The sequence below is a fragment of the Flavobacterium flevense genome (assembly GCF_900142775.1).
Taxonomy (GTDB): domain Bacteria; phylum Bacteroidota; class Bacteroidia; order Flavobacteriales; family Flavobacteriaceae; genus Flavobacterium; species Flavobacterium flevense.
On sequence record NZ_FRCC01000008.1, the window covers coordinates 76,651 to 88,804 of the forward strand.

General features: G+C 35.0%; 25 protein-coding genes. All 25 read left to right on the forward strand.

The window, feature by feature from the left end; all coding sequences use genetic code 11:
• The first annotated feature begins 4 nt into the window (after positions 1-4).
• The 25 genes from rplB to rplQ all read left to right on the forward strand — a co-directional run bounded on the left by rplB (position 5) and on the right by rplQ (position 12,061).
• On the forward strand, positions 5-829 hold the full coding sequence (gene rplB, locus BUB89_RS13510; protein WP_073245930.1) for a 50S ribosomal protein L2: 825 nt from the start codon (positions 5-7) through the stop codon (positions 827-829).
• A gap of 7 nt (positions 830-836) precedes the next feature.
• Positions 837-1,115, forward strand: a complete 279-nt coding sequence (gene rpsS, locus BUB89_RS13515) for a 30S ribosomal protein S19 (protein ID WP_024981511.1) — start codon at positions 837-839, stop codon at positions 1,113-1,115.
• Positions 1,116-1,121: 6 nt separating this feature from the next.
• A complete protein-coding gene (gene rplV / locus BUB89_RS13520; RefSeq protein WP_071183843.1) occupies positions 1,122-1,532 on the forward strand; it encodes a 50S ribosomal protein L22 in 411 nt (136 codons plus the stop codon).
• A gap of 4 nt (positions 1,533-1,536) precedes the next feature.
• Positions 1,537-2,286, forward strand: coding sequence for a 30S ribosomal protein S3 (gene rpsC / locus BUB89_RS13525; protein WP_073245931.1), 750 nt, complete (start codon positions 1,537-1,539; stop codon positions 2,284-2,286).
• A gap of 18 nt (positions 2,287-2,304) precedes the next feature.
• Positions 2,305-2,730, forward strand: coding sequence for a 50S ribosomal protein L16 (gene rplP / locus BUB89_RS13530; RefSeq protein WP_008464295.1), 426 nt, complete (start codon positions 2,305-2,307; stop codon positions 2,728-2,730).
• 11 nt (positions 2,731-2,741) lie between these two features.
• Positions 2,742-2,933 carry a 50S ribosomal protein L29 gene (gene rpmC / locus BUB89_RS13535; RefSeq protein ID WP_073245933.1) on the forward strand — a complete coding sequence of 64 codons (192 nt, stop codon included), beginning with the start codon at positions 2,742-2,744 and terminating at the stop codon, positions 2,931-2,933.
• Positions 2,934-2,949: 16 nt separating this feature from the next.
• Positions 2,950-3,207 (forward strand): 30S ribosomal protein S17, encoded by a 258-nt coding sequence (gene rpsQ / locus BUB89_RS13540; RefSeq protein WP_024981515.1) that lies wholly within the window; start codon positions 2,950-2,952, stop codon positions 3,205-3,207.
• A gap of 2 nt (positions 3,208-3,209) precedes the next feature.
• Entirely contained in the window at positions 3,210-3,578 is a 369-nt protein-coding gene (rplN, locus tag BUB89_RS13545) for a 50S ribosomal protein L14 (protein ID WP_026714640.1), read from the forward strand.
• Between the two features lie 11 nt (positions 3,579-3,589).
• Positions 3,590-3,904, forward strand: coding sequence for a 50S ribosomal protein L24 (gene rplX / locus BUB89_RS13550; RefSeq protein WP_073245935.1), 315 nt, complete (start codon positions 3,590-3,592; stop codon positions 3,902-3,904).
• Between the two features lie 2 nt (positions 3,905-3,906).
• Positions 3,907-4,458 (forward strand): 50S ribosomal protein L5, encoded by a 552-nt coding sequence (gene rplE / locus BUB89_RS13555; protein ID WP_073245937.1) that lies wholly within the window; start codon positions 3,907-3,909, stop codon positions 4,456-4,458.
• Between the two features lie 3 nt (positions 4,459-4,461).
• Positions 4,462-4,731, forward strand: a complete 270-nt coding sequence (rpsN, locus tag BUB89_RS13560) for a 30S ribosomal protein S14 (protein WP_026707007.1) — start codon at positions 4,462-4,464, stop codon at positions 4,729-4,731.
• A 72-nt stretch (positions 4,732-4,803) separates the two neighbouring features.
• Positions 4,804-5,202, forward strand: coding sequence for a 30S ribosomal protein S8 (gene rpsH / locus BUB89_RS13565; RefSeq protein ID WP_073245939.1), 399 nt, complete (start codon positions 4,804-4,806; stop codon positions 5,200-5,202).
• Between the two features lie 20 nt (positions 5,203-5,222).
• Complete coding sequence (gene rplF, locus BUB89_RS13570; RefSeq protein ID WP_073245941.1) at positions 5,223-5,765, forward strand: 50S ribosomal protein L6; 543 nt, start codon at positions 5,223-5,225, stop codon at positions 5,763-5,765.
• A gap of 11 nt (positions 5,766-5,776) precedes the next feature.
• Positions 5,777-6,127 carry a 50S ribosomal protein L18 gene (gene rplR, locus BUB89_RS13575; protein ID WP_073245943.1) on the forward strand — a complete coding sequence of 117 codons (351 nt, stop codon included), beginning with the start codon at positions 5,777-5,779 and terminating at the stop codon, positions 6,125-6,127.
• 3 nt (positions 6,128-6,130) lie between these two features.
• Positions 6,131-6,655, forward strand: coding sequence for a 30S ribosomal protein S5 (gene rpsE / locus BUB89_RS13580; protein ID WP_085950926.1), 525 nt, complete (start codon positions 6,131-6,133; stop codon positions 6,653-6,655).
• Between the two features lie 12 nt (positions 6,656-6,667).
• Positions 6,668-6,850: a 50S ribosomal protein L30 gene (gene rpmD / locus BUB89_RS13585; protein ID WP_026707002.1), complete on the forward strand. Its 183-nt coding sequence runs from the start codon at positions 6,668-6,670 to the stop codon at positions 6,848-6,850.
• A 12-nt stretch (positions 6,851-6,862) separates the two neighbouring features.
• Positions 6,863-7,315, forward strand: a complete 453-nt coding sequence (gene rplO / locus BUB89_RS13590; RefSeq protein WP_073245945.1) for a 50S ribosomal protein L15 — start codon at positions 6,863-6,865, stop codon at positions 7,313-7,315.
• A 14-nt stretch (positions 7,316-7,329) separates the two neighbouring features.
• On the forward strand, positions 7,330-8,676 hold the full coding sequence (gene secY / locus BUB89_RS13595) for a preprotein translocase subunit SecY (RefSeq protein ID WP_073245946.1): 1,347 nt from the start codon (positions 7,330-7,332) through the stop codon (positions 8,674-8,676).
• 4 nt (positions 8,677-8,680) lie between these two features.
• Positions 8,681-8,896 carry a translation initiation factor IF-1 gene (gene infA / locus BUB89_RS13600; RefSeq protein WP_026714631.1) on the forward strand — a complete coding sequence of 72 codons (216 nt, stop codon included), beginning with the start codon at positions 8,681-8,683 and terminating at the stop codon, positions 8,894-8,896.
• An 11-nt stretch (positions 8,897-8,907) separates the two neighbouring features.
• Positions 8,908-9,024: a type B 50S ribosomal protein L36 gene (ykgO, locus tag BUB89_RS13605; protein WP_002987490.1), complete on the forward strand. Its 117-nt coding sequence runs from the start codon at positions 8,908-8,910 to the stop codon at positions 9,022-9,024.
• A gap of 2 nt (positions 9,025-9,026) precedes the next feature.
• Complete coding sequence (gene rpsM / locus BUB89_RS13610) at positions 9,027-9,401, forward strand: 30S ribosomal protein S13 (RefSeq protein ID WP_035659214.1); 375 nt, start codon at positions 9,027-9,029, stop codon at positions 9,399-9,401.
• A gap of 8 nt (positions 9,402-9,409) precedes the next feature.
• A complete protein-coding gene (gene rpsK, locus BUB89_RS13615; RefSeq protein WP_026714629.1) occupies positions 9,410-9,793 on the forward strand; it encodes a 30S ribosomal protein S11 in 384 nt (127 codons plus the stop codon).
• A gap of 88 nt (positions 9,794-9,881) precedes the next feature.
• Entirely contained in the window at positions 9,882-10,487 is a 606-nt protein-coding gene (gene rpsD / locus BUB89_RS13620; RefSeq protein ID WP_073245948.1) for a 30S ribosomal protein S4, read from the forward strand.
• A gap of 21 nt (positions 10,488-10,508) precedes the next feature.
• Positions 10,509-11,501: a DNA-directed RNA polymerase subunit alpha gene (locus BUB89_RS13625; protein ID WP_073245950.1), complete on the forward strand. Its 993-nt coding sequence runs from the start codon at positions 10,509-10,511 to the stop codon at positions 11,499-11,501.
• Positions 11,502-11,563: 62 nt separating this feature from the next.
• Entirely contained in the window at positions 11,564-12,061 is a 498-nt protein-coding gene (rplQ, locus tag BUB89_RS13630) for a 50S ribosomal protein L17 (protein WP_073245952.1), read from the forward strand.
• Positions 12,062-12,154: the final 93 nt, after the last annotated feature.

Genomic DNA, 12,154 nt, shown 5'->3' on the forward strand with positions numbered 1-12,154 from the left:
AACAATGTCAGTAAGAAAATTAAAACCTATTACCGCAGGTCAGCGATTTAGAGTTGTGAATGGTTATGACGTCATTACAACTGATAAGCCGGAACGCTCTTTGATAGCGCCGATAAAAAACTCTGGAGGTAGAAATAGTCAAGGAAAGATGACCATGCGTTATACGGGTGGTGGTCACAAGCAAAGATATCGTATTATTGATTTCAAAAGAACTAAAGATGGAATTCCAGCTACAGTGAAATCAATTGAGTACGATCCAAACAGAACTGCATTTATCGCTTTATTAGCTTATGCTGATGGAGAGAAAACATATGTAATTGCTCAAAATGGTTTGAAAGTAGGTCAGAAATTAGTTTCTGGTGCTGAAGCTCAACCAGAAATTGGTAATACATTACCTTTAAGCAGAGTTCCACTAGGAACTGTGATTTCTTGTATCGAATTGAGACCTGGTCAGGGAGCTGTAATTGCTCGTTCAGCAGGAACATTTGCTCAATTAATGGCAAGAGATGGAAAATATGCTACAATTAAAATGCCGTCAGGAGAAACAAGATTGATCTTGTTAACTTGTTCAGCAACTATTGGAGCAGTATCTAATTCTGATCATCAATTAGTAGTATCTGGTAAAGCAGGTAGAACAAGATGGTTAGGTAGAAGACCAAGAACAAGACCGGTTGCGATGAACCCTGTTGATCACCCTATGGGAGGTGGTGAAGGTCGTTCTTCTGGAGGTCATCCACGTTCTAGAAACGGAGTACCGGCTAAAGGTTATAGAACTCGTTCTCCGAAAAACCCGAGTAGTAAGTATATCGTAGAACGTAGAAAGAAATAATTAAGATATGGCACGTTCATTAAAAAAAGGACCTTTCGTTCATTATAAGTTAGAAAAGAAAGTTGAAGAAAACATCGCAGGTGGAAATAAAGGAGTGGTTAAGACTTGGTCTAGAGCTTCTATGATTACTCCTGACTTTGTTGGACAAACTATCGCAGTTCATAACGGTCGTCAATTTGTACCGGTTTACGTAACAGAAAACATGGTAGGACACAAATTAGGAGAATTTTCACCAACTAGATCTTTTAGAGGTCATGCTGGAGCAAAAAATAAAGGTAAAAAATAAGAAGCAATGGGAGTTCGTAAAAGAGAAACAGCAGATGCGAGAAAAGAGGCTAATAAGTCTATTGCTTTCGCGAAATTGAATAACTGCCCTACTTCACCTAGAAAAATGCGCTTAGTAGCGGACTTGGTAAGAGGTCAGAAGGTAGAAAGAGCACTTAACATATTAAGATTCAGTTCTAAAGAAGCATCTAGAAAATTAGAAAAACTATTATTATCTGCAATCAACAACTGGGAGCAAAAAAATAGTGAAGGTAATTTAGAAGAAGCTGGATTATTTGTTAAAGAGATCAGAGTAGATGGTGGAATGATGTTGAAAAGACTTCGTCCAGCTCCACAAGGTCGCGCACACAGAATTAGAAAACGTTCAAATCACGTAACAATCGTGTTAGGAGCTATTAATAACACACAAGCAAATTAATAAGATGGGACAAAAGACAAATCCAATTGGAAATAGACTTGGTATCATCAGAGGATGGGACTCAAACTGGTATGGTGGAAATGATTACGGCGATAAATTAGCTGAAGATCACAAAATCAGAAAGTATGTACATGCTCGTTTATCAAAAGCTAGTGTATCAAAAGTAATTATCGAGAGAACTTTGAAACTTGTAACCGTTACTATCACTACTGCCAGACCTGGTATCATTATCGGAAAAGGTGGTCAAGAGGTAGACAAGTTAAAAGAAGAACTTAAGAAAATTACTGACAAAGAGGTTCAGATTAATATCTTTGAAATTAAAAGACCTGAGTTAGATGCTTATCTTGTGGCGACAAGCATCGCTCGTCAAATCGAAAGCCGTATTTCTTACAGACGTGCAATCAAAATGGCTATTGCTGCTTCTATGCGTATGAACGCTGAAGGTATCAAAGTCTTGATTTCTGGTCGTTTAAATGGTGCTGAGATGGCGCGTTCAGAAGGTTTCAAAGAAGGAAGAATTCCTTTGTCAACTTTCAGAGCTGATATTGATTATGCACTTGCTGAAGCTCATACTACTTATGGTAGAATGGGAATTAAAGTGTGGATCATGAAAGGTGAAGTTTACGGAAAGAGAGATCTTTCTCCGCTTGCTGGAATGGATAAAAAACAATCTGGTGGAAAAGGTGGAGATGCTCCTCGTGGTAAATCTAACTTTAACAAAGGTGGAAAACCAGACGCTCGTAAAAGAAAGTAATTTTTAAATTAAAGAAAAATGTTACAGCCTAAAAGAACAAAATACCGTAAGGTACAAAAAGGTAGAATGAAAGGGAACTCTCAAAGAGGGCATGAACTTTCAAATGGAATGTTTGGTATTAAATCTGTTCATGAAGATGGTATGTTTCTTACTTCACGTCAAATCGAGGCTGCACGTATTGCTGCAACTCGTTACATGAAAAGAGAGGGACAATTATGGATTAAAATATTTCCAGACAAACCTATTACTAAGAAACCATTAGAGGTACGTATGGGTAAAGGTAAAGGTGCCGTTGAATATTGGGCAGCTGTTGTTAAACCCGGAAGAATTATGTTTGAAGTTGGTGGAGTTCCATTGTCAGTTGCAAAAGAGGCTTTGCGTCTTGCAGCTCAAAAACTACCAGTAAAAACTAAATTCGTCGTTGCTAGAGATTTCGAAGCATAATCTATATTATTATGAAACAATCAGAAATAAAAGATCTTTCTGCAGCACAGTTGCAAGAAAATCTTAGCCAGGCTAAGAAAACATATGCTGACCTAAAATTGGCTCATGCAATATCTCCAATTGAGAATCCGCTTCAAATTAGAAGTATGAGAAGAACAGTTGCTAGATTAGCTACAGAGCTTACAAAAAGAGAGTTGCAATAATTGTAATCTGCGAAAGATGGAAAAAAGAAATTTAAGAAAAGAAAGAATTGGTGTTGTAACTTCAAACAAAATGGATAAATCTATTGTTGTTGCTCAGGTTACTAAAGTAAAACACCCATTATACGGTAAATTCGTATTGAAAACAAAGAAATTTGTTGCACATGACGAAACAAACGACTGTAACATTGGAGATACTGTAAGAATTAGCGAAACGCGTCCTTTAAGTAAATCTAAATGTTGGAGATTAGTTGAAATCCTAGAAAGAGCTAAATAATTATGGTACAACAAGAATCAAGACTAAAAGTAGCAGATAACACAGGAGCTAAAGAAGTTTTAACTATCCGTGTTTTAGGAGGTACCAAAAGAAGGTATGCTTCTGTAGGTGATAAGATTGTAGTGTCTATAAAAGATTCAACTCCGAACGGAAACGTGAAAAAAGGAGCTGTTTCAACTGCAGTTGTTGTACGTACCAAAAAAGAAGTGAGAAGAGCCGATGGTTCTTATATCCGTTTCGATGATAATGCATGTGTTCTTTTGAACGCTGCAGGAGAAATGAGAGGAACTCGTGTTTTTGGTCCGGTAGCAAGAGAACTTCGTGAAAAACAATTCATGAAAATTGTATCATTAGCACCAGAAGTGCTTTAATTCGTTTTAAGATGATAAAGCTAAAAATAAAATCAGGTGACATTGTAAGAGTAATTGCTGGAGATCACAAAGGTGCTGAAGGTAAAGTATTACGTGTTGACCGTGAGAAAAACAAAGCGATTGTTGAAGGTGTAAACATGGTTTCAAAACACACGAAACCAAGTGCGAAAAACCCTCAAGGTGGTATCGTAAAGAAAGAAGCTCCTATTCAAATTTCTAATATCTCTTTAATTGATCCTAAAACTAAGGAAACAACTAGAGTAGGTGTAAGAGTTGAAGGAGATAAGAAAGTAAGATTTTCAAAAAAATCTAATCAAGTACTATAGTAATGGCGTATATACCTAGATTAAAAGAAGAATATAAGAGTAGAGTAATCTCTGCTCTTAAAGAAGAATTCGGATACACAAACGTAATGCAAGTTCCTAAACTTGAAAAAATCGTTTTAAGCCGTGGAGTAGGTGCAGCAGTATCTGATAAAAAATTAATTGACTATGCAGTTGATGAATTGACTAAGATCACTGGACAAAAAGCAGTTTCTACAATCTCTAAGAAAGACGTTGCGTCTTTTAAATTGAGAAAAGGAATGCCAATTGGAGCAAAAGTTACTTTGCGTGGAGAAAGAATGTATGAGTTTTTAGATAGACTTATTACTTCAGCTTTACCACGTGTAAGAGATTTTAGTGGTATCAAAGCTACTGGATTCGATGGTAGAGGTAACTATAACCTTGGAGTTTTAGAGCAAATCATTTTCCCAGAAATTGATATTGATAAAGTGAACAAAATTTCAGGAATGGATATCACTTTTGTTACAACTGCTCAAACAGACAAAGAAGCAAAGTCATTATTGGCTGAATTAGGTTTACCTTTTAAAAAGAATTAAGATATGGCTAAAGAATCAATGAAAGCCCGTGAGGTTAAGAGAGAAAAAACGGTAGCTAAATATGCTGAGAAAAGAAAAGCTTTGTTAGAAGCTGGAGATTTCGTAGGTTTGCAAAAATTACCGAAAAATGCTTCACCAGTTCGTTTACACAATCGTTGTAAATTAACAGGTAGACCAAGAGGGTACATGCGTCAATTCGGTATTTCACGTGTAACTTTCCGTGAAATGGCTAATAATGGATTGATACCAGGAGTTAAAAAAGCCAGCTGGTAAAAAACGAATTTTAATTGGTTAAAGGTTCAATGAGAAAGTCTCAAAGAAAACCATAACCGCAAATTAATAAATATGAATACAGATCCTATTGCAGATTATTTAACGCGAGTTAGAAACGCTGTGGCTGCAAACCACAAAGTTGTTGAAATTCCGGCATCTAATCTAAAAAAAGAAATTACCAAGATCTTATTTGATCAAGGTTATATCTTAAGTTACAAATTTGAAGAAAACACTGTTCAGGGTTCTATCAAAATTGCTTTAAAGTATGATAAAGATACTAAAGAGCCAGTTATTAAAGATATCCAAAGAATTAGTAAACCAGGTTTACGTAAATATTCAAGTTCTTCAAATATTCCTAGAATCCTTAACGGATTAGGTATTGCTATTGTTTCTACTTCAAAAGGTTTGATGACTGGAAAGAAAGCTAAGCAATTAAATGTAGGTGGTGAAGTAATTTGCTACGTATACTAATTTAAAAAGACTTATAAGAGATGTCAAGAATAGGAAAGAGTCCAATTGTAATCCCTGCTGGAGTAACTGTTGAAGTTAAAGATGGTATCATTACAGTAAAAGGAAAAAACGGTCAACTAACACAGGAGTTTTCGGATGTAACTGTAACAGTTGAAGGTGATCAGGTTCAAGTTGAAAGATCATCTGATCACAAAGATCAAAGAGCAAAACATGGTTTATACAGATCTTTAATCAGCAATATGATTGTTGGAGTAACTGAAGGTTTTACTAAATCTTTAGAATTGGTAGGAGTAGGTTACAGAGCTTCTAACCAAGGACAAAAATTAGATTTAGCACTTGGATTTTCTCACAATATTGTTTTAGAAGTTGCTCCAGAAGTAACAGTTGAAACTATATCTGAAAAAGGTAAGAACCCAATTGTAAAATTAACATCATTTGACAAACAACTTTTAGGAGCTGTTGCTGCGAAAATCAGAGGTTTCCGTAAGCCAGAGCCGTACAAAGGAAAAGGTGTTAAATTTGTAGGTGAAGTATTAAGAAGAAAAGCAGGTAAATCAGCTTAAAAAATAAGATTATGTCATTAACAAAACCTGAAAGAAGACAGAGAATCAGATTCAGAATCAGAAAGACGATCAGCGGTACTGCTGCTACTCCTAGATTATCTGTATTTAGAAGTAACAAAGAAATTTATGCTCAACTTATTGATGACGTAAACGGTGTTACATTATTGTCTGCTTCTTCAAGAGAAAAAGAAATAGGAAAAGGTACTAACGTTGAAGTTGCGACTGCAGTTGGAAAACTTGTTGCAGAAAAAGCGTTAAAAGCCGGGGTTGAAACAGTAAAATTCGATAGAGGAGGATACTTATACCACGGTCGTATTAAATCATTAGCAGAAGGCGCAAGAGCGGCTGGACTTAAATTCTAATATATTATGTCTAAATACAAAAATGTAGAATTGGTAAAACCAAGTGGTCTTGAACTTAAAGATCGTCTGGTAAGTGTTAATCGTGTTACTAAGGTTACAAAAGGAGGTAGAGCTTTTGGTTTTTCTGCGATTGTAGTTGTAGGTGATGAAAATGGAGTAGTTGGTCACGGATTAGGAAAATCTAAAGACGTTTCTGAAGCAATTGCGAAAGCAGTAGAAGATGCTAAGAAAAATTTAGTAAAAATTCCTTTGAACGGACAATCAGTTCCTCACGAACAAAAAGGTAAATTTGGTGGTGCACGTGTATTTTTAATTCCTGCCTCTCATGGTACAGGAGTTATTGCTGGTGGAGCTGTTCGTTCAGTTCTTGAATCAGTAGGAATTCATGATGTATTATCTAAATCTCAAGGATCATCAAATCCTCACAACGTAGTTAAAGCAACTTTTGATGCTTTATTACAAATGAGAAGTGCTCATACTGTTGCAAAACAAAGAGGAGTATCTTTAGAGAAAGTTTTTAAAGGTTAATTCAAGGAAATTATGGCTAAATTATTAGTAAAACAAGTTAGAAGTAAAATCAACTGTCCACTTGATCAAAAAAGAGGATTAGAGGCTTTAGGTCTACGTAAAATGGGTCAGGTTGTAGAACATGATTCAAACCCTGCAATCCTTGGGATGATAAACAAAGTTAAACACTTAGTTTCTGTAGAAGAAGCTAAATAACAAATAACTGTTATGAATTTAAGTAACTTACAACCAGCTGAAGGGTCAACACATAATCAAAATAAAAGATTAGGTAGAGGAGAAGGTTCTGGAAAAGGTGGTACCGCTGCACGTGGACACAAAGGAGCAAAATCTCGTTCTGGATATTCTAAAAAAATTGGTTTTGAAGGAGGTCAAATGCCACTTCAAAGACGTGTTCCTAAGTTTGGTTTTACAAACATCAATCGTAAAGAATACGAAGGTGTAAATCTTGATACACTTCAATTATTAGTTGATAATGGTGTGATTACAGATACTGTTGATATGTCAGTTTTTGTTTCAAACCGTTTAGCAACTAAGAATGAAATTGTTAAGATTTTAGGAAGAGGAGAATTGAAAGCTAAATTAAAAGTAACTGCTCACAAATTTACTGCTACTGCAAAAGCTGCTATTGAAGCTGCTGGAGGAGAGGCTGTAACAATATAATTTTTCAATTAACTATGAAGAAATTTATTGAATCAATTAGTAATGTTTGGAAAATCGAGGAGCTAAAAAACAGAATCCTGATTACTTTAGGTCTGCTTTTAGTTTATCGTTTTGGAGCTCAAGTAACACTTCCAGGTATAGATGCGACTCAGCTGGCTAATTTAGCTGGTCAAACTAAGGAAGGGATTGGTTCAATTCTTGACATGTTTACTGGAGGTGCATTTTCACAAGCATCAGTTTTTGCTTTAGGAATTATGCCTTATATTTCTGCATCTATCGTTGTACAGCTTATGGGAATTGCTATTCCTTATTTGCAAAAATTACAAAGTGATGGAGAAAGTGGTAGAAAGAAGATTAATCAAATTACTCGTTGGTTAACTATCGTTATTACTTTAGTTCAAGGGCCTACGTATATTTATAATCTTTACAAAACTTTACCAGGAAGTGCATTTTTATTAGGTTTTAGTTCTTTTGAATTCTTATTTTCTTCAGTAATTATCTTAGTTACAGGTACAATTTTTGCCATGTGGTTAGGAGAAAAAATAACTGATAAAGGAATTGGAAACGGAATTTCACTATTAATTATGGTGGGTATTCTAGCAAGATTTCCTCAAGCATTTATTCAGGAGTTTACAACTAGAGTTACTAATAACAACGGTGGACCAATGTTGTTAGTGATTGAAATAATTATTTGGCTTTTAGTTATCATTGCTTGTGTTTTGTTAACTATGGCTATTCGAAAAATACCAGTTCAGTATGCACGTCGTACTGCTTCTGGTGATTTTGAACAAGATATGTTAGGAGGAAATAGACAATGGATTCCTTTGAAGCTTAATGCTTCCGGGGTTATGCCAATTATTTTTGCGCAAGCAATTATGTTTATTCCTGCTGCTTTAGCAGGATTGTCAAATTCCGATACTTCACAGTCTATTGCAGGTGCATTTAGTAATATGTTTGGGTTTTGGTACAATTTTGTATTCGCTACATTAATTGTAGTATTTACTTTCTTTTACACAGCAATTACAGTTCCTACTAATAAGATGTCAGATGATCTTAAAAGAAGTGGTGGTTTTATTCCGGGTGTAAGACCTGGAGCTGAAACTTCTGATTTTCTTGACAAGGTAATGTCTTTGATAACTTTTCCAGGTTCTTTATTTCTTGCTCTAATAGCTGTGTTCCCAGCCATAGTTGTAAGTCTTATGGATGTTCAACAATCTTGGGCAATGTTTTTTGGAGGTACTTCATTGATAATTATGGTAGGTGTTGCAATTGACACAATTCAGCAAATCAATTCATATTTGTTGAATAAGCATTATGATGGTTTAATGAAAAGCGGAAAAAATAGAAAAGCAGTAGCTTAATTTTATGGCAAAACAATCAGCAATAGAACAAGACGGATCAATCATTGAAGCATTGTCAAATGCAATGTTCCGTGTAGAATTAGAGAATGGACATGTTGTAATTGCTCATATTTCAGGAAAAATGCGTATGCATTATATCAAATTATTACCAGGTGATAAAGTGAAATTGGAAATGAGCCCTTATGATTTGTCTAAAGCAAGAATTACTTATAGATATTAAAGATATTCACAATGAAAGTAAGAGCATCAGTAAAAAAGAGAAGTGCCGAGTGCATTATCGTACGTAGAAAAGGAAGATTATACGTAATAAACAAAAAGAATCCTAGATTTAAACAAAGACAAGGATAATTATGGCAAGAATAGCAGGGGTAGATATCCCAAAAAACAAGAGAGGTGTTATTGCACTTACCTACATCTTCGGATTAGGAAAAAGTAGAGCTATAGAGATTTTAGAGAAAGCTCAGGTTAGCCAGGACAAAAAAGTTCAAGATTGGAATGATGACGAGATCGGAGCAATTCGTGAAGCTGTTGGAGCATTCAAAATTGAAGGAGAATTGCGTTCAGAAGTTTCTTTGAATATCAAACGTTTAATGGATATTGGATGTTACAGAGGTATTCGTCACAGAACTGGTCTTCCATTAAGAGGACAAAGAACTAAAAACAACTCTAGAACTAGAAAAGGTAAAAGAAAAACTGTTGCTAACAAGAAAAAAGCAACTAAATAATAAGTAATATGGCTAAAGCAACTACAAAAAAACGTAAAGTTATCGTTGAATCAACGGGAGAAGCTCATATTTCTGCTACCTTCAATAACATCATCATTTCTTTGACAAACAAAAAAGGTGAAGTTATTTCTTGGTCTTCAGCTGGTAAAATGGGTTTTAGAGGTTCTAAAAAGAACACTCCATACGCAGCTCAAATGGCCGCAGAAGATTGTAGTAAAGTAGCTCTTGAAGCTGGATTGAAAAAAGTTAAGGTTTATGTAAAAGGACCAGGAAACGGACGTGAGTCTGCTATCCGTTCTATTCATAACGGAGGAATCGAAGTAACTGAAATCATTGATGTTACTCCAATGCCTCACAACGGATGTCGTCCTCCAAAGAGACGTAGAGTTTAATAATTTAATTTAAGTATAACTAGGTAGAAACACGATTATCGAAGGATATGACCTGAATTCATAATCTCTACCTTAATAATTCATTGAAATGGCAAGATATACTGGTCCTAAAACTAGAATTGCTCGTAAATTTGGCGAAGCAATCTTCGGAGATGACAAATCTTTCGAAAAAAGAAATTATCCTCCTGGACAACACGGGATGGCTAAAAAAAGAGGTAAAAAATCTGAATATGCAATCCAGTTAATGGAAAAGCAAAAAGCTAAATATTCTTACGGAATTTTAGAAAAACAATTCAGAGGTTTATTTAAAAAAGCATCAGCTACTAAAGGTGTTACTGGTGAAGTTCTTTTACAATTATGTGAGGCAAGATTGGATAATGTAGTTTTTAGAATGGGCGTTGCTCCTTCTAGAAGAGGTGCTAGACAATTAGTTTCTCACAGACACATCACTGTAAACGGTGAAGTTGTAAACATTCCTTCTTACCACCTTAAACCTGGTGATAAAGTTGCAGTTCGTGAAAAATCTAAATCTTTAGAAGCAATCGAACGTTCTTTATCTAATTCAAGTCAAGTTTATGAATGGATTACATGGAACAATGACGTTAAAGAAGGTACTTTTGTAAGTGTACCTGCGAGACTTCAAATTCCAGAAAACATTAAAGAACAATTAATCGTAGAGTTGTACAACAAATAATAATTGACTTAGTCGAAATTTATGGCAATATTTAATTTTCAAAAGCCCGATAAAGTTATCATGATCGATTCAACCGATTTTGAAGGTAAATTCGAATTTAGACCTTTAGAACCTGGTTATGGATTGACTGTTGGTAATGCACTTAGAAGAGTTTTGCTTTCAGCATTGGAAGGGTATGCAATTACATCTGTTCGCATAGAAGGTGTAGATCATGAGTTTTCTACTATTTCAGGAGTTGTTGAAGATGTTACCGAAATTATCCTTAATTTAAAACAAGTACGTTTCAAACGTCAAATTGAAGATATCGATAATGAATCAGTTTCTATTTCTGTTTCCGGTAAAGATCAATTAACAGCTGGTGATTTTCAAAAATTTATTTCAGGTTTCCAAGTTTTGAACCCAGAACTGGTTATCTGTAATTTAGATCCAAAAATCAAATTGAGTCTTGATTTAACAATCGAGAAAGGTAGAGGATATGTTCCTGCTGAGGAGAACAAAAAACAAAATGCTGCAATTGGAACCATATTTACAGATTCTATTTTTACTCCGGTAAAAAATGTAAAATATGCAATAGAAAACTTCCGTGTGGAGCAAAAAACAGATTATGAAAAATTAGTTTTCGAAATTAAAACTGATGGTTCTATTAATCCAAAAGATGCACTAACTGAAGCTGCTAAAGTTCTGATTCACCATTTCATGTTGTTCTCTGACGAAAGAATTACACTTGAGGCTGATGAAATTGCACAAACAGAATCCTACGATGAGGAATCATTACACATGAGACAATTGCTTAAAACTAAGCTTGTTGATATGGATCTGTCTGTGAGAGCCTTAAATTGTTTGAAAGCGGCTGAAGTTGATACACTTGGTGATTTAGTATCGTTCAATAAAAATGACCTAATGAAATTCCGTAATTTCGGTAAAAAATCTTTAACAGAGCTGGATGAACTTGTAGCAGTTAAAAATTTGACTTTCGGAATGGATTTAGCTAAATACAAACTAGATAAAGAATAAATTACTCATATTTTGCTCTCCATAGAGGATAGTAGCAAGATGAGGGTTTAAAAAAACACGTCATGAGACACGGAAAAAAATTCAATCACTTAAGCAGACAGACTGCACATAGAAAATCTATGTTAGCTAATATGGCTTGTTCTCTAATCGAGCACAAACGTATTAACACTACTGTTGCTAAAGCAAAAGCGCTTAAACAATTTGTTGAGCCGCTTATAACAAAATCTAAAAATGATACGACTCACAATCGTCGTATCGTTTTTGCTAACTTACGTAGTAAATATGCTGTAACTGACTTGTTCAGAGATGTAGCTGCTAAAGTTGGTGATCGTCCGGGAGGATACACTCGTATCATTAAAGTTGGAAATCGTTTAGGAGATAATGCTGATATGGCAATGATCGAATTAGTAGATTTTAACGAACTTTACAACGGTGGTAAAAAAGAAGTTAAAAAAGCAAAAAGCCGTCGTGGTGGTAAAGCTAAGAAAACAGAAGAAGCTCCGGTTGCCGAAGCTCCTGCTGCAGAAACTGAAACTACTGACGAAACTGCTGCTGAATAATTATGAAGATAATCATTCTATAGAATCAAGGATAAACTATTTTTTTAGTTTATCCTTTTTTTTTGATTTTTTAGTAATGAAGTTTGTGTTAGC

Excerpts from the sequence above, each read along its gene's own strand:
- rplB (WP_073245930.1), top strand. The coding sequence starts at position 5 with ATGTCAGTAAGAAAATTAAAACCTATTACCGCAGGTCAGCGATTTAGA.
- rpsS (WP_024981511.1), top strand. The coding sequence starts at position 837 with ATGGCACGTTCATTAAAAAAAGGACCTTTCGTTCATTATAAGTTAGAA.
- rplV (WP_071183843.1), top strand. The coding sequence starts at position 1,122 with ATGGGAGTTCGTAAAAGAGAAACAGCAGATGCGAGAAAAGAGGCTAAT.
- rpsC (WP_073245931.1), top strand. The coding sequence starts at position 1,537 with ATGGGACAAAAGACAAATCCAATTGGAAATAGACTTGGTATCATCAGA.
- rplP (WP_008464295.1), top strand. The coding sequence starts at position 2,305 with ATGTTACAGCCTAAAAGAACAAAATACCGTAAGGTACAAAAAGGTAGA.
- rpmC (WP_073245933.1), top strand. The coding sequence starts at position 2,742 with ATGAAACAATCAGAAATAAAAGATCTTTCTGCAGCACAGTTGCAAGAA.
- rpsQ (WP_024981515.1), top strand. The coding sequence starts at position 2,950 with ATGGAAAAAAGAAATTTAAGAAAAGAAAGAATTGGTGTTGTAACTTCA.
- rplN (WP_026714640.1), top strand. The coding sequence starts at position 3,210 with ATGGTACAACAAGAATCAAGACTAAAAGTAGCAGATAACACAGGAGCT.
- rplX (WP_073245935.1), top strand. The coding sequence starts at position 3,590 with ATGATAAAGCTAAAAATAAAATCAGGTGACATTGTAAGAGTAATTGCT.
- rplE (WP_073245937.1), top strand. The coding sequence starts at position 3,907 with ATGGCGTATATACCTAGATTAAAAGAAGAATATAAGAGTAGAGTAATC.
- rpsN (WP_026707007.1), top strand. The coding sequence starts at position 4,462 with ATGGCTAAAGAATCAATGAAAGCCCGTGAGGTTAAGAGAGAAAAAACG.
- rpsH (WP_073245939.1), top strand. The coding sequence starts at position 4,804 with ATGAATACAGATCCTATTGCAGATTATTTAACGCGAGTTAGAAACGCT.
- rplF (WP_073245941.1), top strand. The coding sequence starts at position 5,223 with ATGTCAAGAATAGGAAAGAGTCCAATTGTAATCCCTGCTGGAGTAACT.
- rplR (WP_073245943.1), top strand. The coding sequence starts at position 5,777 with ATGTCATTAACAAAACCTGAAAGAAGACAGAGAATCAGATTCAGAATC.
- rpmD (WP_026707002.1), top strand. The coding sequence starts at position 6,668 with ATGGCTAAATTATTAGTAAAACAAGTTAGAAGTAAAATCAACTGTCCA.
- rplO (WP_073245945.1), top strand. The coding sequence starts at position 6,863 with ATGAATTTAAGTAACTTACAACCAGCTGAAGGGTCAACACATAATCAA.
- secY (WP_073245946.1), top strand. The coding sequence starts at position 7,330 with ATGAAGAAATTTATTGAATCAATTAGTAATGTTTGGAAAATCGAGGAG.
- infA (WP_026714631.1), top strand. The coding sequence starts at position 8,681 with ATGGCAAAACAATCAGCAATAGAACAAGACGGATCAATCATTGAAGCA.
- ykgO (WP_002987490.1), top strand. The coding sequence starts at position 8,908 with ATGAAAGTAAGAGCATCAGTAAAAAAGAGAAGTGCCGAGTGCATTATC.
- rpsM (WP_035659214.1), top strand. The coding sequence starts at position 9,027 with ATGGCAAGAATAGCAGGGGTAGATATCCCAAAAAACAAGAGAGGTGTT.
- rpsK (WP_026714629.1), top strand. The coding sequence starts at position 9,410 with ATGGCTAAAGCAACTACAAAAAAACGTAAAGTTATCGTTGAATCAACG.
- rpsD (WP_073245948.1), top strand. The coding sequence starts at position 9,882 with ATGGCAAGATATACTGGTCCTAAAACTAGAATTGCTCGTAAATTTGGC.
- BUB89_RS13625 (WP_073245950.1), top strand. The coding sequence starts at position 10,509 with ATGGCAATATTTAATTTTCAAAAGCCCGATAAAGTTATCATGATCGAT.
- rplQ (WP_073245952.1), top strand. The coding sequence starts at position 11,564 with ATGAGACACGGAAAAAAATTCAATCACTTAAGCAGACAGACTGCACAT.